This is a genomic window from Cellulosimicrobium funkei (assembly GCF_900155925.1).
GTDB classification, from domain to species: Bacteria; Actinomycetota; Actinomycetes; order Actinomycetales; family Cellulomonadaceae; genus Cellulosimicrobium; species Cellulosimicrobium funkei.
Map to the genome: position 1 here is coordinate 19,858 of NZ_FTMI01000002.1, position 18,368 is coordinate 38,225.

Annotated in this window: 17 protein-coding genes and 1 riboswitch; of the genes, 10 read left to right on the top strand and 7 right to left on the bottom strand. The window is 76.0% G+C overall.

The window, feature by feature from the left end:
* Positions 1 to 179: 179 nt before the first annotated feature.
* A riboswitch (glycine riboswitch) is annotated at positions 180 to 287 on the bottom strand.
* 197 nt (positions 288 to 484) lie between these two features.
* From BXA05_RS04390 to BXA05_RS04400, 3 genes are read left to right on the top strand one after another with little or no spacing between them, the layout of a single operon-like run.
* A complete protein-coding gene (locus tag BXA05_RS04390; RefSeq protein ID WP_076404140.1) occupies positions 485 to 2,383 on the top strand; it encodes an ABC transporter ATP-binding protein in 1,899 nt (632 codons plus the stop codon).
* A complete protein-coding gene (locus BXA05_RS04395; protein WP_076404141.1) occupies positions 2,380 to 4,215 on the top strand; it encodes an ABC transporter ATP-binding protein in 1,836 nt (611 codons plus the stop codon). Before BXA05_RS04390 ends, BXA05_RS04395 begins: the two co-directional genes overlap by 4 nt.
* A 39-nt stretch (positions 4,216 to 4,254) precedes the next feature.
* Positions 4,255 to 4,620 carry an SdpI family protein gene (locus BXA05_RS04400; protein WP_168945057.1) on the top strand — a complete coding sequence of 122 codons (366 nt, stop codon included), beginning with the start codon at positions 4,255 to 4,257 and terminating at the stop codon, positions 4,618 to 4,620.
* Between the two features lie 47 nt (positions 4,621 to 4,667).
* Here BXA05_RS04400 and BXA05_RS04405 read toward each other — a convergent pair whose 3' ends face one another.
* Together BXA05_RS04405 and BXA05_RS04410 are read right to left on the bottom strand one after the other, a co-directional pair.
* Entirely contained in the window at positions 4,668 to 6,101 is a 1,434-nt protein-coding gene (locus tag BXA05_RS04405) for a lactate/malate family dehydrogenase (protein ID WP_076404143.1), read from the bottom strand.
* A 68-nt stretch (positions 6,102 to 6,169) separates the two neighbouring features.
* Positions 6,170 to 7,087 (bottom strand): LysR family transcriptional regulator, encoded by a 918-nt coding sequence (locus BXA05_RS04410; RefSeq protein WP_076404144.1) that lies wholly within the window; start codon positions 7,085 to 7,087, stop codon positions 6,170 to 6,172.
* A gap of 216 nt (positions 7,088 to 7,303) precedes the next feature.
* Between BXA05_RS04410 and BXA05_RS04415 the strand changes: the two genes are divergently transcribed.
* Complete coding sequence (locus BXA05_RS04415) at positions 7,304 to 7,672, top strand: CBU_0592 family membrane protein (RefSeq protein ID WP_128957677.1); 369 nt, start codon at positions 7,304 to 7,306, stop codon at positions 7,670 to 7,672.
* Positions 7,673 to 7,688: 16 nt separating this feature from the next.
* On the opposite strand, the gene BXA05_RS04420 is transcribed toward BXA05_RS04415, so the two are convergent.
* Positions 7,689 to 8,588, bottom strand: a complete 900-nt coding sequence (locus BXA05_RS04420) for an endonuclease/exonuclease/phosphatase family protein (RefSeq protein ID WP_240696545.1) — start codon at positions 8,586 to 8,588, stop codon at positions 7,689 to 7,691.
* Between the two features lie 95 nt (positions 8,589 to 8,683).
* The gene (locus BXA05_RS04425; RefSeq protein WP_076404561.1) at positions 8,684 to 9,880 is read right to left on the bottom strand and encodes a pyridoxal phosphate-dependent aminotransferase; all 1,197 of its coding nucleotides are present in this window, start codon (positions 9,878 to 9,880) and stop codon (positions 8,684 to 8,686) included.
* Between the two features lie 123 nt (positions 9,881 to 10,003).
* Between BXA05_RS04425 and BXA05_RS04430 the strand changes: the two genes are divergently transcribed.
* From BXA05_RS04430 to BXA05_RS04445, 4 genes are all read left to right on the top strand, one after another.
* Complete coding sequence (locus BXA05_RS04430; RefSeq protein WP_128957678.1) at positions 10,004 to 10,642, top strand: hypothetical protein; 639 nt, start codon at positions 10,004 to 10,006, stop codon at positions 10,640 to 10,642.
* A 65-nt stretch (positions 10,643 to 10,707) separates the two neighbouring features.
* Entirely contained in the window at positions 10,708 to 11,307 is a 600-nt protein-coding gene (locus tag BXA05_RS20410; protein WP_244550380.1) for a DnaJ family domain-containing protein, read from the top strand.
* Between the two features lie 94 nt (positions 11,308 to 11,401).
* Positions 11,402 to 12,550 carry an alpha/beta hydrolase gene (locus BXA05_RS04440; RefSeq protein ID WP_076404145.1) on the top strand — a complete coding sequence of 383 codons (1,149 nt, stop codon included), beginning with the start codon at positions 11,402 to 11,404 and terminating at the stop codon, positions 12,548 to 12,550.
* Between the two features lie 164 nt (positions 12,551 to 12,714).
* Complete coding sequence (locus BXA05_RS04445; RefSeq protein ID WP_076404146.1) at positions 12,715 to 13,320, top strand: VanZ family protein; 606 nt, start codon at positions 12,715 to 12,717, stop codon at positions 13,318 to 13,320.
* On the opposite strand, the gene BXA05_RS04450 is transcribed toward BXA05_RS04445, so the two are convergent.
* Positions 13,303 to 13,827 carry a low molecular weight protein-tyrosine-phosphatase gene (locus BXA05_RS04450; protein ID WP_228485158.1) on the bottom strand — a complete coding sequence of 175 codons (525 nt, stop codon included), beginning with the start codon at positions 13,825 to 13,827 and terminating at the stop codon, positions 13,303 to 13,305. The genes BXA05_RS04445 and BXA05_RS04450 overlap by 18 nt on opposite strands.
* An 86-nt stretch (positions 13,828 to 13,913) precedes the next feature.
* Here BXA05_RS04450 and BXA05_RS04455 point away from each other — a divergent pair, with 86 nt between their 5' ends.
* Entirely contained in the window at positions 13,914 to 14,822 is a 909-nt protein-coding gene (locus BXA05_RS04455; protein WP_205688577.1) for an SDR family oxidoreductase, read from the top strand.
* Between the two features lie 460 nt (positions 14,823 to 15,282).
* On the opposite strand, the gene BXA05_RS04460 is transcribed toward BXA05_RS04455, so the two are convergent.
* Entirely contained in the window at positions 15,283 to 16,797 is a 1,515-nt protein-coding gene (locus BXA05_RS04460; RefSeq protein WP_076404147.1) for an MFS transporter, read from the bottom strand.
* A 128-nt stretch (positions 16,798 to 16,925) separates the two neighbouring features.
* Between BXA05_RS04460 and BXA05_RS04465 the strand changes: the two genes are divergently transcribed.
* Positions 16,926 to 17,399 (top strand): winged helix-turn-helix transcriptional regulator, encoded by a 474-nt coding sequence (locus tag BXA05_RS04465; protein WP_280174299.1) that lies wholly within the window; start codon positions 16,926 to 16,928, stop codon positions 17,397 to 17,399.
* A 30-nt stretch (positions 17,400 to 17,429) separates the two neighbouring features.
* Here the strand turns inward: BXA05_RS04465 and BXA05_RS04470 are convergent, their stop codons facing one another.
* Positions 17,430 to 18,278: a class I SAM-dependent methyltransferase gene (locus tag BXA05_RS04470; RefSeq protein WP_076404148.1), complete on the bottom strand. Its 849-nt coding sequence runs from the start codon at positions 18,276 to 18,278 to the stop codon at positions 17,430 to 17,432.
* Positions 18,279 to 18,368: the final 90 nt, after the last annotated feature.

Consider the following 18,368-nt stretch of genomic DNA (forward strand, 5'->3'; position numbering starts at 1 on the left):
GGACCTCCGGGGGAGGGGACGACGGCGGGTCCCTCCCCGCTCTGTCATCGGACGCACGCGTCGACCTGAGAGTTTTGCCGGTCCGCCGTGCCGCGAGGGCCGGGGCGCGCCGACTTGCACCGTCGGTGGGCCGAGGTCGCCGGGGGCCCGACGAGCGCACGACCGCTTTCCAGAGTTGCCTCGCCTCGACGGTACGTGGGCCTGAGAGATTCCCGGGGAGGACTTGCTCCTTCGGCGCCGGCGCCCGGTCCGGGGACCGTGCTGCCGAGCTCTCCCGTCGAGGTTCGGGCGGCAGTACTGCAGTTGTGCGCACGATCCTACCGGGGTCGTGCCGCCCGGGCGGGCGGGGGTCGAGACCGACGTCGGTCCCCACGTCCGCAGCAATGCCCGGGGTGGGCGTGCTCGTCCTGGGGATAAAAACTACGGACCCCTCACAATCGCCGCTACGGTCGCCCGACGTGCGACGACGCGAGCGGGGAGGGTCATGAGCGAGGACCGGCACGAGGGGCGACCACCGCTGCGGCACCGGGTACGGCGCTGGACGACGATGTGGGGCCTGCTGCGGCATGCGGGACTGCCGATCGTCGCGGCCGGCCTGGCGCTCAGCCTGCTGCTCGCGGTGCTGCCGCTCGCGACGATCGTGCTCCTGGGCCGGGTGCTGTTCCTGCTCCCGGACGTCACGTCCCGCCCCGGCGGCTGGGGCGAGCTGCTGGGCGTGCTCGGGCTGGCGGTCGCCGCGCTCGTCGTGCAGCAAGGGCTCGCGCCGTTCCAGGCGGGCGTGGTCGAGACGATCGGTCGCCGCGTCGACCAGCGCTGCATCGACCGCCTGCTCACGGCGGCGCTGTCCGACGCCCCGCTGGCCCTCCTCGACGACCCGGAGGTGCTCGACGTCGTGGCCGACGCGCGCGCCGCGTTCGCGCGCCAGTCCCGCAGCCCGGGCGACGCGGCGTCGGCGCTCGTCCCGCTCGTGGGTCGGTACGTCCAGCTCGTCGGCGCGTCGGTGCTCGTCGCGGTCGTCGTGTCACCGCTGGCCGGTGCGCTGATCCTCGCCACGGCCCTCGCGATCCGGACCGGCGTGCGCGGCACGCTCGGCCGGTTCGGCCCGGTGTGGGACTCGCTCGCGCCCCTGCGGCGCCGCCAGTCCTACCTGCGCGACCTCGCGACCACGCCGTCGATCACCAAGGAGGTCCGCCTCCTGGGCCTGCTGCCGTGGCTGCGCGGGCGCCTGCACGACGACACGATGGCGTTCCTCGAGCCGCAGTGGGCGAGCAGCCGGCGGCTCCAGCTCTGGCCGTTCGTCGGGTTCTCGGCGATCGGCCTCGTCGGGGGCGCGGCGGTGCTCGTGCTGGTCGCGCTCGACGCCGCGACGCTCGACCTCTTCGCGCTCGGCGTCGCCCTCCAGGCCGTGCTCATCCCCATGCGCTTCGGGGTGTACTTCCCGGAGTGCGACGTGCAGACCCAGTTCGGCCTGCAGTCGTTCGACGCGCTGGCCCGGTTCGAGGAGCGGCTCGCGTCGGGCGACGCACCCGAGGCGGCGGACGGCGACCGGGCCGTCCCGCGGGGCGTCATCCGCTTCGAGGACGTGTGGTTCCGCTACCGCGACGACGGCGCGTGGGTCCTGCGCGGCCTCGACGTCGAGCTCGTGCCCGGCACGTCGACGGCGATCGTCGGGCTCAACGGGGCGGGCAAGACGACGACGATCAAGCTCCTCGCGCGCCTGTACGAGCCGACCCGCGGCCGCATCACGGTGGACGGCGTCGACGTGCGCGACCTGCCGCTCGACGCGTGGCGCGCGCGCCTCGCGCTGATCTTCCAGGACTACGTGCGGCTCGAGCTCCCGGCGGCGGACAACGTCGCGCTCGGCGCGCCCGCGCTGCGCGACGACGACGCCCGGCTGCGCGAGGCCGTCGCCGCGGCCGGGGCGGACGCCGTCGTGGCGGGGCTCGGCGACGGCCTCGGCACCGTGCTCTCCGGCGGGTACGCCGGCGGGCGGGACCTGTCCGGCGGGCAGTGGCAGCGGATCGCCCTGGCCCGAGCCCTGCTCGCCGTCTCCGGCGGTGCGGACGTGCTCGTCCTCGACGAGCCGACGGCGCAGCTCGACGTCCGCGCGGAGGCGGAGTTCTTCGAGCGGTTCCTCGCGCAGGGTGCGGTCGACGCCGTCGCGGCCGGGCGCCCGGTCACGTCGGTCGTCATCTCGCACCGCTTCTCGACCGTGCGACCCGCGGACCGCATCGTCGTCGTCGCGGAGGGGCGCGTCGTCGAGCAGGGCACGCACGACGAGCTCCTCGCCCTCGACGGCCGGTACGCGGAGCTGTTCCTCCTCCAGGCGCGCCGCTTCCGCACCGACCCGATGCCGATCCCCACCCCCGGAGGTGCCCTGTGAGGCGCGTCGTCCTCGCCGCCCGGTTCATGCTCGCCCACGGCTGGGCGACGGACCGGCGCCGCCTGCTCGTCGCGATCGTCCTCATGACGGTCGGGTACCTCTCGGCGCCGCTCGTGGGCGTGGGCCTCGGGATGTTCACCGACGCCGCGGTCGACGCGGACACGGCGCGCGCGGTGGGGCTGGCAGGCGCGCTCGCGGTGCTGCTCGTGGCCGAGCTGATGATGAGCCACTTCGCCCACCTGTCGTACTTCGAGCTCGCCGACCTCCAGCAGCTCGCGCTCGTGGACGAGGTCGCCGGGCTCACCCACGGCTCGGCGAGCCTCGCCGAGCTGGAGGACCCGGAGCGCGTGCGCCTGCTCACCTCGGTGACGGAGGGCCTCCAGCGCGTCCGGATGGCGCTGGAGGGCACGCTCCAGCTGGGCGGTATGACGCTCCAGGTCCTGGTCACCACGGTCATCCTCGGCGTGGTCGAGCCGTGGCTGCTCCTGCTCCCGCTCGCGGCGCTGCCGCCCGTGTGGCTCGCGGACCGGGCGCAGCGGCTCCTCGACCGCGCGCGTGACGACGCCGCCGACGACGTGCGCCTCTCCCGGCACCTCGTCACCGCGGGCACGACCGGCTCGTCGGCCAAGGAGATCCGGCTGTTCGGCGCACGCGGCCTCGTCGCGGACCGCCAGCGGACCGCGTGGGACCGCACGACCGCGAGCCTGTGGAGCGCCCACCGCCGGTCGGCGCTGCTGCGCGCCGGGGGTCAGGTGTGGTTCGCGCTCGCGTACGGCGCGGCGGTCCTCGTCGTGCTGCGGGGCGCCGTGTCGGGGACGGCCGCGATCGGCCAGGTCGTGCTCGTGGTGACGCTCGCGATCCAGGTCAGCACGCAGGTCGCGGGCGCGCTCGCGCTCTTCGGCTCGCTCCAGGGCGCCGGACGGACGGTCGAGCAGCTCACCGAGCTGCGCGCCACGACCGGGACGGCGGGGCCACGGCCCGGGACCCCGGGGAGCGCTGAGGTCGGCACGACCGACGAGGCGGGGGCCGCCGTGGAGCGCGCGATCCCCGCCCGGCTCGCGCACGGTCTGCGCCTGGAGGGCGTCACGTTCGCCTACCCGGGCGCGGACCGGCCCGTGCTCGACGGCGTCACGCTCGACCTGCCCGCGGGCGCCACGGTCGCGCTCGTCGGCGAGAACGGTGCGGGCAAGACGACGCTGGTGAAGCTCCTGTGCGGGCTGTACCGCCCGACGTCGGGCCGCGTCCTGGCCGACGGCGTCGACCTCGCCGCCGTCGCGCCCGACGCGTGGCAGTCCCGGGTCGCGACGCTGTTCCAGGACTTCGCACGCCTCGAGCTCACGCTGCGCGAGGACGTCGGCGTCGGCCGCGTGGCCGCGCTGCACGACGACAGCGCGCTGTGGACCGCGATCGACGAGGCCCGCGCCCGCCCGATCGTCGAGCGCTCGCCCGACGGCCTCGACCAGATCCTCGGCACGGCGTACGCGGACGGCACCCAGCTCTCCGGCGGGCAGTGGCAGACGCTCGCGCTGGCCCGCACGCTCCTGCGCGAGGACCCGCTCCTGCTCGCCCTCGACGAGCCCGCGTCCGCGCTCGACGCGACGGCGGAGCACGCGCTGTTCGAGCGGTTCACGGAGACGGCGCGCCGCGCGGGGACGACCTCGGGCGGCGTCACGCTGTTCGTCTCCCACCGCTTCTCCACGGTGCGCGACGCGGACCTCATCGTCGTGCTCGACGGCGGACGGGTCGCCGAGCTCGGCGCCCACGACGACCTCGTCGCCGCCGGCGGACCGTACGCGGAGATGTACGCGCTCCAGGCGCACGCCTACCGGTAGCCCGGCACGGGCGCGCGCCGCCGTGACAGGGTGGGGCACGTGCACCCCGACACCGTGGCCGATCTCGTGCTCCTGCTCGTCCTCGCCGGAGCGGGTCTCCTGCTCGTCTGGTGCGCCCGCGCCACGGCCTCCGGACGGATCGGGCGCAACCAGGTCGCGGGCATCCGCACCGCGACGACGCTCGCGAGCGACGACGCCTGGCGCACCGCCCACCGCGCGGCCCGCCCGCTGAGCGAGGCGGCGGGCTGGGCGCTCGTCGCGGCCGCCCCGGTGCTCCTCCTGGTCGACGACGCCGCGGGCCTCGTCGTCGTGCTGGTCGCGACCGGTCTGGCGCTCGCGCTCACGGTGGGAGGGCTCGTCGTCGGGACGCGGGCCGTGCGCCGCGAGGTGCGTCCTCGCCGCTGACCCGGCGGCGGATCGCGTACGGTCGGCCCCGCGAGCCCGGCCGTCGCTCAGCCCGGCGTGCCGCGCCGGGAGGAGTCGCCCGCGGGCTCCACGACGACGGAACGCACCGTCGCGAGCCGCCGGACCGCGCGCTCCAGGGCGCGCGTGCGGCGGGGGGTCGCCCTAAACGACACGATGATCCGCCCCGCCCGGCCGTCGCCGTCGACCGGCCCGGTCGCGAGCGAGTCGAAGCTCACGCCGCGCGTCGAGAAGACCCCGGTGAGCGCGGTGAGCGTGCCGGGCTGGTCGAGGCCGTGCACGGTCGCGACCCAGTCGCGCTCCGCACCGACCGGGGTCGACACGCGCTCCGCGCCCGCCGCCGCGTTCGCCGCACCACCCGCGGGCGACCCCGCACGCGCCGAGATCGCGCTCGCCGTCACCAGGCGGTCGATGCCCCCGGCCGCCTCCGCGAGCCGTCGCGCCTCGTCGTCGGGCAGCTCGTCGAGCAGGACGCGCGTCCACCCGCCCGGGCCGAGCACGACCGGGACGCCGAGGACGCCGCGCGACGGCACGCCGTCGGCCGGGGCGAGCCGTCCGTCGAGCTCGCCGTCGAGCGCGACCTGCCCCGCGACGACGATCTCGCGGCCGTCGAGGATCACCTCGAGGAGGTCGACGGTCGCGCTCGCGGTGCCCGCAGGGGTCTTGGCGCCGGACTGGTGCGTCATCCAGGGCCGCGTGACGAGCCGCAGGTCGGCGGGCCAGGTGTCGATGAGCTCGAACGCGGCACCCATGTCCTGGCTCGCGACGCGCGCGAGCTCGTCCTTCGCCGCGGCGATCTCGCCCGGCAGCGCGTCGAGGGTGCGGCCGCGGCGCAGCGCGGCGACGGCGCGCGCCCGCTCGTCGGCGTCGAGCCCGCTCACCCGGACGGTCGACCAGAGCGGGACGGCGTCCTCGCCGTGCTGGCCCCCGACGAACCCGCCGACGCGGTGCCGCCGCACGCCCAGCTCGACAGCGATCTCGCGCCGGAACCGCAGCGTGTCGAGCCAGGCCCCCATGCCGAGCACGCGGTGCCGCCCGAGCCGTTCTGCCATGACCGCGACGCCGAGCTCGACGGGGTTCGTCACGACGATCACGACCTCGTGCCCCGAGCCGTGCCGCGCGATCGCGTCCGCGTACTCGGCGAGCACCGCGCCGTTGGTCGCGGCGAGCACGCGCCGGTCGGGGTCGGCGCCCGTCCGGGCCGGGGGAGTGAGGCCGGCGGCGACGACGATGACGTCGGCGGTGACGTCGTCGGGCGAGTGCGCGACGTCGAGGAGCGGCGCGTGCTCGTCGTACGCGTCGACGAGGTCGGCGCGCAGCCCGTGCACGGCCCGCCCCGACGCCCCGCCGGCCCGGCCGACGAGCTGGAGCCGCGCCGCCGGCGGGAGCACCCGCCGCTCGACGATCTGCGTGCACACCTGCCGGCCGACGTCGCCCGTCGCCCCCACCACCGCTACGTCCACCCCGGCAGGCTACGACGCCCCGCGACGACGCGGACCTCCCAGCGGCCCCCGGGATGGGGACCCCGGCGTCAGGCGAACGCGATGCCGCCCGCGGCGGCGACCATCTCGTCGAGCACGGCGGAGACCACGGGGCGGGGCTCGTGCCGGGTCGCACGGTGGCGCGCGACGAGGCGGCGCGAGCCGAGGCCGGGCAGCCCGACGACCGTGACGCCGTCGGGCACCTCGTCCGACGCGCCGCCCTCCACGGCGAGCGCCGGGAGCATCGCGACACCGAGCCCGGCGGCGACGAGCGAGAGCGCGACGTCGAAGTCGTAGTAGTTGTGCCGCGTGCGCAGGGTCCCGCCGAGCCCCCGGGCCAGCCGCCGGAGCGCACGGGCGGCGGCGGTGCCCGGCTCCGGTCCCAGCCAGACGGCGTCGCGCACGTCGTCGAGGCGCGCGGGCGTCGGCATGCCCGCGGGGACGACGAGCCGCCACGGCTCGTCGAGCAGGACGATCTCGCGCGTGCCGCGCGGGGCGGGGGAGTCGGCCTCGTAGTCGCGCTCGAGGAGCACGACGTCGAGCTCGCCCGCGCGCAGCAGCCGCAGCGCCTCGGTGGGCTCGCGCTCCTGCACGTCGAGCTCGATCCCCGGCGCGGTCTCGGCGAGCCTCCCGGCGACGGGCGCGACGACGGCGCGGATCGCCGTCTGGAAGGAGCCGACGGCGACGCGCCCGCTCACCTCGTCGCCGAGCGCGGCCAGCGCCTTGCGGGCCTCGACGAGCTCGGTCTCGATGCGCTCGGCGGTCTCGGCGAGCACGCGACCGGCCGGCGTGAGGGTCACGCCGCGCGGTCCACGGTCGAGCACGACGACCCCCTCCTCGGCCTCGAGCCGCTGGATCTGCTGGGAGACCGCGGACGGGGTGACGTGCAGGAGATCCGCTGCCGCGAGGATGCCTCCGCCCCGGTGCACGGCAAGGAGGAAACCAAGTCTGCGTGGGTCCGTCGCCATGTAGAGATGCTAAACGGCCGGTGCAGAATCCTTCGATTGTGCTGAACCTCGGAAGGCCTCACACTTGTCGTGGCGCCGGTCGGTTACCTCCTCCTCCTTACGGGTCGGCGCCCGAGCTTCGCACCACCCGCGCCACCAGCCATCGGCCCGGAGCGCACAGCCACCGCAGCGTCGCGGTACCCCCCTCCACCCCTTCTTCGTCACCGGAGTACCGCTGTGCCCGTCACCCTCGACGCGATCGTCATGTTCCTCGGCTGGATCGGTGCCGCCGCCGGCGTCGTCGCCTACGCGATGGTCAGCCGTGGCCGCTGGGCGCCGTCGTCCGCCCCGTTCCAGCTGACCAACCTCACGGCCGCAGGTCTCATGGGCATGGTCGCCGCCGCGAACGGCGTGTGGCCGTCCGTCGCCGCGAACCTCGTGTGGGTCCTCATCGGCGCCCAGGCGATCGTCGTCATCGTGCGGGCGCGTCGTGCGCGCCGTCGCACGCTTGCCGAGGCCGCCGGGATCACGGCGGCCGCCTCCGCACCGGCCGCCGTGCGCGCCGACGGCGACCCCGCACCCCAGGAGGTCGGGCTCGCGGCCTGACCGCCCCCGGCCCCGCTCAGCGCGAGGCGCCCGGCGCGGGCTCCAGGACGACGTCCACGACGACCGCGCGGTGGTCTGACAGCCCCGTGTCGACGGCCGTGGCGGGCCCGAGAGCCCGGACGGTCGGGCCGCCGGGCAGGCCGTCGGCGAGCACGTGGTCGATCTGCCGCACGGGCCGGTCGACGGGGTGCGTGAGCACGTCGGCGAGCGACGTGAACCCGGTGATCTCCGCGGGCTCGGGCGCGCGCAGGTTGAGGTCGCCCAGCAGCACGAGCGGGCGGGGGAGCGGCGCGCAGGCCCCCGTGAAGGACCGGAGCTGGTCCGCGGTGAACTCGGGTCGCGACGTCGTGTGCGCCGTCACGACGGTGAGCGGCCCCCACGGCGTGCGGACGGCGGCGGCGAGCGCGGCGCGCGGCTCGTCGGGCACCACCCGGAACGGGAGCAGGCGGGCGGCCCCCGTCGCGGCACCCGGCCGTCGCCGTCGGACGCGCGACCGCCACGGCATCCGGTCGAGCTCGAGGCGCGCCCACCGCTCGACGGGGAACCTGCTGACGAGCCCGATCCCGTACGACGCGACGCCGGGGACGCGCCGCACGCCCGACCCCGGCCGGCCCGCGCGCACCCACGCACCGGAGACGCCGCGCAGCGTGGGGGACAGGTGCCGGTGCTCGGCGCGCAGCGCCTCCGCCGCGACGGCGACGAGGTCGGCGCGGTGCGAGCGGGGCGAGTCGCGCTCGACCTCCTGGAGCGCGAGCACGTCGGCGTCGAGGTAGGCGACGGCGCGCGCGAACCGCTCGACGTCGACCGTCCCGTCGAGCGCGGCGCCGTGCAGCGTGTTGAAGGTCGCGAGACGGAGGGCGCCTTCCGGTCGCGGGGGCAGCGGTCCGTGGGTCAGGTCACGGGAGTCGTGGGGCACCGGACGATCCTCGCGCGGGCCACGGACCGTCGCGACCAGGGCGGGTTCCCCGCCCGGTACCGGGGACGCCGCAGGGGCGGCGCGCCCCGGGCCCGTCAGAGGGTGCGGCGCCAGGCGGCGATGCGCTCGACCGCCTCGGCGACCGTGCTCGGCGCCGCGGCGAACGACAGCCGGACCCAGTCCCCGCCGCGGACGCCGTCGAAGTCCGTGCCGGGGGTGAGCGCGACGCCCGCCTCGGCGAGCAGGCGCGCGCACCACGTCACGGAGTCCAGGCCGTCCCCGGACACGTCGGCGTAGACGTAGAACGCGCCGTCGGCGGGCGCGACCCGCGACCACCCGAGGTCGTCGAGCCGGGACAGCACGAGCTCGCGCGACGCCGCGTACCGCGCGACGTTCTCGGCCGCGGCGGCATACCCCTCGGGGGAGAACGCGGCGACGCCCGCGTGCTGCGCGAGCGCGGGCGGCGACAGCGCGACGTTCCCGGCGAGCGCGTCGACCGGCCCGACGAGCTCGTCCGGCAGCACGAGCCACCCGAGGCGCCACCCGGTCATCGCCCAGTACTTCGAGAACGAGTTGACGACGACCGCGCCGTCGGGCACGTACCGCGCCGCCGTCGGCAGCGCCGCGGCCGGACGCTCCGCGCCGTCGCCGTCGCCGTCGCCGTAGACGATGCCGTGGTAGATCTCATCGCTCACGAGCCGCACGTCGTGGTCGGCGCACCACGCCGCGACGGCGTCGAGCTCGGCGGGCAGGATCATCGTCCCCGTCGGGTTCGCGGGGCTCGCGACGACGAGCCCGTCGAGGCCGCCGTCGTAGTACGCCTCCATGAGCTGCGACACCGTGGGCTGGTAGCGCGTCTCCGGGCCGCAGTCGAGCTCGACGACCTCGCAGCCCAGCGCGCGCAGGATGTTCTTGTACGCGGGGTAGCCGGGGCGGGCGAGCGCGACGCGGTCGCCGACGTCGAACGCCGCGAGGAACGCGAGGAGGAACCCGCCGGACGACCCGGTGGTCACCGCGACCCGCGCCGGGTCGATCTCGACGCCGTACCAGCGGTCGTAGTGCTCGGCGATCGCGCGCCGCAGCGCGGGGACCCCGAGCGACTCGGTGTAGCCGAGGTCGCCGTGCTCGAGCAGCTCGATCGCCCGGCGCCGCACGACGTCCGACGCCCCGGTCGACGGCTCGCCCGCGCAGAGGTTGAGGACGGACGCGCCGGCGTCGCGCAGGCGGTTCGCCTCGGCGAGGACCTCCATCACGGCGAACGGCGGCACGTGGGAGCGGCGTGAGACCTTCATCGACCCGGGCATGAGCCCATCATGCCCGGGGTCATCCGTTCGGCGGACGCCGGCCGGCCCCGCGCGGAGGTGTCGGTCGTCCGGGCGACGCGCCGCACCGCGCGCCCGGGGTCGGATGAGGCCATGACGACCGACGACGCCTGGCGCGACGGCCCCGAGGACCGGAAGGACGACCGCGGCGGCCACGGCGACCATGGCGACCGACGCGACGGCGCCGCGACCTTCCGGCCCGTGCGCGGGTGGGCCGTGCTGTGGCGGAGCGCGTTCGGGCTCCGGCACGGCGGCCACGAGTACGTCGTGGCCGTGGACTTCCTCGACTGGGACGAGCGCATCCGCCTGTACCGGGACGGCCGGCTCGTCGACGAGCAGCGCTCGCGCGCCCGCTTCGACCTCGGGGGCGCGACGCTGGAGGCGAGGATGAGCACCTACGGGATGCGGTACGTGCGCGTCGTCGACGCGGTCGGCACCGTGCACGACGTCCCGCCGCTGCCCGGGACCGCGGAGGCGTGGCGCGACCGCATGGACCGCGAGCGCCCGACGGCGAGCCGCGCCGTGGGCGTGACGGCGTGGGTCGTGCTCGCGGTCGCGCTCGTGACGCAGGTGCCGCAGCTGCTCGAGCTGGCGTCGCAGTTCACCGGCTGGACGCCGCCGTTCGTGCCGGACCTCCCGGGCCCGGTGAACACGGTCCTCACGGTCGGCGGCGTGCTGGCCGCCCTCGACCGGGCCCTGCGCCGCCGGTACCACCCGCTCCTCGACGGCTGAGCTCTCTGCTCGTCCGGCCGGCCCGCGGCTGCCTACGCTGGGCGGAGACGACGAGGGAGGTGCTCGTGTTCCGACGACGTTCCCGCACCCCGGATGACGACCCCGTCCGGCGGGCCGCGCAGTACCGGGTCGAGCGGGAGGCCGCGCGCGAGGCCGCGGAGCGGGAGGTGCCCGACGACGACCCCGCCCGCCGCGAGCCGCCGGGCGGGGCGGGCACGCACGGCGCCGTCGAGGCGCGCGACGACGACGCCCCAGTCGGGGGTCCGCGCCGTGTACGACCCGAGGACCGCGCGATGTACGTCGACATGGTGATCGACCAGGCCGTCCGCCGCGGGGAGTTCGACGACCTCCCCCTCGCGGGCAAGCCGATCCCCGGGCTCACGGGCACGCACGACCCGGACTGGTGGCTCAAGGCGGTCATCGAGCGCGAGCAGCTCACCGGTCTCGGGCCGCCGGCGATGCTCCTCAAGACCGAGGACCGCGAGCTCGACGACCGCCTCGACCGCGAGCTCGACGAGCGGGCCGTGCGCGAGATCCTCGCGGACTTCAACGCGCGCGTCGTCGACGCCCGCCGCCAGCTGCTCGGCGGGCCGCCCGTCGTGACCCCGACGCGCGACGTCGAGCACGAGGTCGCGCGCTGGCGCGCCCGCCGCGCCGACCGTTGACCACCGGACCGGCTCGACCGGACCCGACCCCGCCCGACCGGTCCGCGACCCGCCGGGCGGGCGGTCGTCGTCGGGCCCGCCTAGGGTCGGCCGCATGGCGGACTGGCAGCCCGACGTCCTGGGCGACGACTACGAGCAGCTCACGCTGCCGCTCGCGCCCGACGAGGAGGGCGACGTCGTCGCGACGCTCGTGCGGCGCCGGCGCCCGGGGCCCGACCCGTACCTCGACGTGCTGTACGTGCACGGCTGGTCCGACTACTTCTTCCAGACCGAGCTCGCCGACTTCTGGGAGGCGCACGGCGCGCGGTTCCACGCGCTCGACCTGCGCAAGTACGGCCGGAGCCTGCGGCCCGGCCAGACTCCCGGGTTCGTCGCCGACCTCGCGACGTACGACGAGGACATCGAGGCCGCGCTCGTCGCGATGGGCCACCGGGGCGACGGGCGGTCCCCGCGCGAGGTCGTGCTCATGGGCCACTCGACCGGCGGCCTGACGCTGAGCCTGTGGCTCGCGCGCCACCCCGGGCGTGCGGCGGCGCTCGTCCTCAACAGCCCGTGGCTCGAGTTCCAGACGCGCGAGGTCGGCCGTCTCCTGCTCGAGCCCGTGATCGGCGCGCGCGCCCGGCTCACGCCCACGCGCCCGCTGCCGAACGTCGACCTCGGCTTCTACACGCGCTCCGTGAGCAAGGAGTTCGACGGCGAGTGGTCCTACGACCTCACCTGGCGCCCGCAGCACGGCTTCCGGACGACGCCCGCGTGGCTGTCCGCCGTCTTCCACGGCCAGCAGACGGTCGCACGCGGGCTCGGGATCGGCGCCCCGGTGCTCGTGCTGCTCTCGGCCCGGAGCACGCTGCTGCCCCGCTGGTCGCCCGAGATGATGCGCACGGACACCGCGATCGACGTGGACGGCGTCGCGCAGCGCTCGGTCCAGCTCGGCGACCTCGTCACGGTCGCGCGCCTCGACGGCGCCCTGCACGACGTCGTCCTCTCCGCCCGGCCCGTGCGCGCGCTCGCCTACGGGCGGGTCGCGCAGTGGGTCGGGGCGTACCTGCCGCGGCCCGCGCCCGTCACGCCGCCCGTGCCCGACGCCGTCGCCCCCTCTCCCCGCTGCGCGCCGCGCGCGACGGGCGGCGTGGGCCGCGCGCTCGGCCGGCTCGGCGCCACGGTGCGTCACGCGGGACGGTCCGTCGCGCGGTCCGTGGGCACCGCCGTCGGGACGCTGCGCGGGCGGACCCGCCGCCGGTGACGCTCGACGACACCCGATGACACCTCGGGCGGCGCGCCCCGGTCCACCCGCAGGGGGAGGGCGCCGCGGCCGGGGTCGCACCGTCGGGGGATCTCCCGGGTGGCGGGGCACCGCTACCGTCGGCGACGTCGTGCGTGGCGTCGTCAGCTGAAGGAGCGGTTCGAGTGTTTCGCGAGGTCCCCGTCCTCCCCGTCGTCGTCCCGCTGGGGGCGGTGGTCCTCGGGCTGCTGCTGTGGCGCCTGCACCGGTCCGGTCGTCTCACGCTGCCGCGGGCCGCCGTCGCGCTCGCGCTCGCCGTCTACGCGGCCGGGGTCGTGGCGAACACGGTGTTCCCGATCTTCCTCGACAAGCCGGCGAGCAGCGCCGCGTGGGACGCCCACCTGGTCCTCGTGCCCCTCGTGGACTACGAGGTCGCCGACGCGGTGATGAACGTCCTCGTGTTCGTGCCGCTGGGCATGCTCCTGCCGCTCCTCCTGGCGCGGCCGTCGTGGTGGCGCGTCGTGCTCACGGCAGCGGCCTTCAGTCTCGCGATCGAGGTCACCCAGTACGTCACCTCGCACCTGCTGGGCGGCGGCCACGTCGCGGACGCCAGCGACCTGCTCTTCAACGTCGTGGGCGGCGTGCTCGGCCTCGGGCTGTTCACCGTGCTGTCCCGCGTCCCCGCGCTCGACGCGTTCTTCGACCGCTTCCGCTGGTCCACGGCCCCGCTGCGCGGGTCGCGCGCCGACGGGACGGACGCCCGTCGCGCGCGCTCAGCCGTCGAGCTCTGAGCGCACGAGGTCCACGATCCCGTCGGCCGCGGCCTCGACCTCGGCGAGGCAGTCCTCGAAGTCCTGCTGCCCGCCGTACCAGGGGTCGGCGATGTCGAGCACGTGCTCGGACCCGCCCGGCTCGACGCGCGGCGCCGCCGGGTCGAACGAGCGGTACAGGCGCACCGGCGCCGACGCGTCGAGGCGCCGCAGCGCCCGCGCGTGCTGGGCGGTCATCGCGAGCACGAGGTCGCGCGCGGCGAGGTCGCCCGCGCGCACCTGACGCGCCCGGTGCGTCCCGTCGACGACGTACCCGTGCTCGGCCAGGACGGCCCGGGCGCGGCGGTCGATCGGGTTCCCCCGCTCCTCGTCGCTGATCCCGGTCGAGTCCACCACGACGCGGTCGCCGAGCCCGGCCGCCTCGAAGCGGTCGCGCAGCACCACCTCGGCCATGGGGGAGCGGCAGATGTTGCCGGTGCAGACGGTCATGACGCGGTAGGGCCCGGGGCGGGTCTCGGCACTGGACATGGCCCCATTCTGCGCGAGGAGGGCGTTCCCCTCCCGTCCGGGGCGGTCGTCGGGCGCCCCGTGACCAGGGCGCCTACCGTGAGGAGATGATGATCGGGGCGGGGTCGGGACGGGTCGCCGTGACGGGCGCGAGCGGTCTCCTGGGGTCGAAGCTCGCGTTCCGGCTCGCCGCCGAAGGCGCGCCGCAGCGCCTCGTGGTGCGCGACGCCGCCCGCGCGCCCAGCCTGGGCGACGACCCGCTGCCGGAGTCGGACGTCGCCGTCGTCGCCGGGTACACGGACACGCGCGGCATGGTCGAGGCGTTCACCGGCGTGGACACGGTCCTGCTCGTGTCCGCGCGCGAGGACGTCGACCGCGTCGCGCAGCACCGCGCGGCCGTGGACGCGGCCGTCGCGGCGGGCGTCCACCGCATCGTCTACGTGTCGTTCGTCGGCGCCGCCCCCGACGCCGTGTTCACGTTCGCGCGCGACCACTGGCGCACCGAGGAGTACATCCGCGCGACGGGCGTGCGGCACACGTTCCTGCGCGACAACCTCTACCACCGCGGGCTCGCGCTCATGGTGGGAGACGACGGCGTGATCCGCGGCCCCGCGGGCGACGGACGCGTGGCGTCGGTGTCGCACGACGACATCGCCGACGTCGCGACCGTCGTGCTGCTCGACGCCGACGCGCACCGCCACGACGGCGTCACCTACGACGTCACGGGCCCCGAGGCGCTCACGCTCGCCGAGGTTGCTGCCGAGCTGTCGTCGGCCACGGGCCGCGACATCACGTACCACCCGGAGACCGTCGACGAGGCGTACGCGTCGCGGGACCGGTACGGGGCGCCGCGGTTCGAGGTGGACGGCTGGGTGTCGTCGTACACGGCGATCGCCGCGGGCGAGCTCGCGCACGTGAGCGACACGGTCCCGCGGCTCGTCGAGCGGCCCGCGCAGTCGTTCGCCGCGTGGCTCGACGACTACCCCGAGGAGTGGGCGCACCTGCGCCCCGCCTGACCCGCGTCGAGCGCGCGGCGTCGGCCCGCGCGTCGCCTGGTCGACCCTCGCAGGACCGACCGGGCGAGCCGGCGGCCCGTTCCCCGGCGGTTCCACGCCGTGGGCGAAAACCCCTGGCGTGGCCGCGGGAGGCGGACGTACCGTCGTCGTACACGCGAAAGGAGGTGGTCCTGGAAGTGAAGATTCTTCGGACTCGTGAGGTGGTTGCGCGCTAGTCGTCGCGCAACCGATCCAGCAACGGACCGGATGCGGTGAGCCCGTGAACCGGGCGGGGTCTCCCGAGGGGAGCCCCCGGCGGCGAGCGAGTACCACGCAACCACCGGAGCCCGCGGGTGTCGTGCCCTCGTCCAGCACGACAGGAGGAACCCTCCAGCCCGCGGGCTTCTTGCTGCCCGCACCCCGACGCTGAGTGCGTGAAACAGTCGCGTCCGGGACGCCAGGACGCGACAGTTTCATGCACTCAGCGGGTGGCGGGGGCCGGTCGTGCGGTCTCCGTGGTCGAGGACTCGACGGCGGGACCGGCCGGCCGGACGGCGGCCCGACGGCGCGGCGCCCCCATCGCCACGGCCGCGAGGGCGAACGCCGCGACGGGGACCCACAGCGCGGTGTGGAAGGCGGCGAGGCCCGCGTCCGGTCCCGTCGCGTCCCCGAGGGCGAGGACGCTGACCGCCGTCGCGGCCGAGATGCCGATCGCCGCACCGAGCTGGAACGACGTGTTGAGCACCCCGCCCGCGACGCCCTGCTCGGCGTCGGTCACGCCCGTCGTCGCCGCGATGGCGATCGGCCCGTAGACCAGCGCGAACGCGACCCCGACGAGCGCCAGCGACGGGACCATGACGGCGTACGCCCAGTCGAGCCCCGACCCGAGGAACCACGCCGCGGCGAGCGTGCCGGCGACCAGGCCCCCGACGATGACGCGCGGCACCCCGAACCGCTCCACGAGGCGCGGCGTGAGGACGGGCGCCAGCACGACGTCGATCGCCATGAGGAGCATCGCGAGCCCGGTCTGGAGCGGCGTCCAGCCGCGCAGCTCCTGGAGGTACAGCGTGAGGAGCACCTGGAAGCCGTAGAACCCGCCCGCGAAGAGCACGGCCGTGACGTTCGCCCGCACGAGCTCGACCGACCGGAAGAGCCGCAGCGGCAGCAACGGGTGCGGGGCACGTCGCTGCCGGACGACGAACCCCACCAGCAGCGCCGCGCCGCCCCCGAGCGCGGCGACCGTCCACGCGAGCCCGTCGCCCGGGTGCTCGAGGCGCACGATGCCGACGGCGAGCAGGACCATGGCGGTCGTCGCCAGGACGGCACCGAGGACGTCGAGCGCGCCGCGGACGCGCGTCGTCGTGTCACGCGGGACCGTGACCAGGGCGAGCGCGAGCAGCACGACGGCGACGAGCACCGGGGCGAAGAAGACCCACCGCCAGTGGACCGCCGCCAGCAGACCGCCGACGACGAGCCCGAGCGAGAAGCCCGCCGCCCCCGCGGCCCCGTAGACGACGAGCGCGCGGTTGCGGCGCGGCCCCTCCGCGAACGACGTCGTGATGAGCGACATCCCGGCGGGCGTGAGGAAGCCGGCCGCCACGCCCGTGACGAAGCGCGACAGGAGGAGCATCCAGCCGTCGGTCGCGAACCCGCCGAGCCCGGAGAACACGAGGAAGACGAGCAGCCAGACGACGAACATGCGGCGTCGGCCGTAGAGGTCGGCCGCGCGTCCGCCGAGGAGCATGAACCCGCCGTACCCGACGACGTAGGCGGTCACGACCCCGCCGAGCTCGCCGGTCGCGAGGCCGAGGTCGGCGCGGATGCCCGGGAGCGCGACGGAGAGCATCGCGATGTCGCTGCCCTCGAGGAAGATCGCCCCGCACAGCACGAGGAGAAGACCCCAGTCCCGGAGGCTGAACCGCGCGGCCTCCCGCGCGGCCTCGCGGCCGGCCTCCCGGATGCTCGCACCGCTGCGGCTCGTCGTCCCGTCGCCCATGGACGTCCCCTGTCGTCGTGAGCACCCTTCGGCACCCGGTTACCTCTTGATACCGAACCCATCGTGGGTCAGGATCAGGAGGCATGGAAGACGGCACATCACGCCCACCTGGTATCACCGCGGATACCGTGGCGGCGCGCCCTCGACCGGCGGGCGCGGCCGACCACGCCGCGACGGAGGAGGTGTGCGACCCGCGACCGCCGTCACGCTGGGAGAGCGACGCCGACGTCTGGCAGTGGGACGCGCGCGAGGACTGCGAGGTGCGGCAGATCCTCGACCGCATCGCCGACAAGTGGTCGCTGCTCGCCATCGCGCTGCTCGACCGGCACGTCATGCGCTTCACCGAGCTGAAGCGCGAGATCGACGGGATCAGCCAGCGCATGCTGTCGCGCACGCTGCGTCAGCTCGAGCGCGACGGCATCGTCGAGCGCACGGTCTACCCGACCGTCCCGCCGCGCGTCGACTACGCGCTCACCGAGATGGGGCGCTCGCTCCACGCGACGACCAAGGCGCTCGTCGTCTGGACCGAGGCGCACCAGGAGCGCATCGCGGCGGCCCGCAGCGCCTACGACGAGCGCGAGGCGGAGCTCCGGGACCTGTGACCCGGTCCGCGCGACGGGGCGGCGCGGGCGTCAGAAGGGCTTGCGCGCGACGACGAGGAAGCGCGGCGCCTCGTCGACGAACTCGTGGCCCGCGGCGAGGTGCAGGTGCAGGGCGCGCAGCGGCGCCTCGTAGCGCGCGACCGCCTCGGGCGAGAGCGACGCGAGCTCCGGCACCTGCCAGGCCATGAGCCGCAGGTACCAGAGCAGGGCGGCCAGGTCGCGGAACCGGCGCAGGCCCTCGTGCTCGCGCGCGGCGTCGACCACGAAGCCGGCCTCGCGGAGCACCTCGACCGCGGCGTCGAGCGTGACGGAGTCCGGGTCCCACGCCGGCTCGGAGCCGAGCGCGGTGCTCAGGCGCACGCCGTCGCGCGAGTCGGCCTGCTGCGTGAGGAACACGCCGCCCGGCTCCAGCACGCGGAGCACCTCGTCCGGGTCGAACTCCTCGTGCCGGTCGAGGACGACCGCGAACTGGCCGTCGAAGAACGGCAGGAGCTGCTCGTCGTCGCCCTCCACGGGCCGCACCTCGACGCCGAGGGGCTCGAGCCGCCGTCGGGCCACCGGGAGGTTGGGGGCCCAGCCCTCGGTCGCCGCGGAGCCCGCGGGGAACGGGCCGAGCGTGGAGAGGAGCTCGCCGCCGCCCGTGCCGAGGTCGAGCACGGACCCGCGCCCGCTCGCGACGAGCTCGCGCGCGAGCGCGACGTAGTCCCACGGCAGCGGGTCCTCGACGACGCGTCCCGCCACGGGGGAGAGGTCGGACCCGACGACCGGGACCGCGCGGGCCCACGCGACGTGCTCCTCGAACGAGGCGTCCCGGGCGGGCACCGGAGCCTCGCTCGCGCGGTCGGGGGTGGCGGGGGTGTCGGGTACCGCGTCAGGCATGGGTCGATTGTCACCCGCCCGGGCGCCGGAGCCGAACGCGAGCGGTGCGCGGGCGCGGGCGCGCCGCGACCCGACGGGGAGGACTCCCCA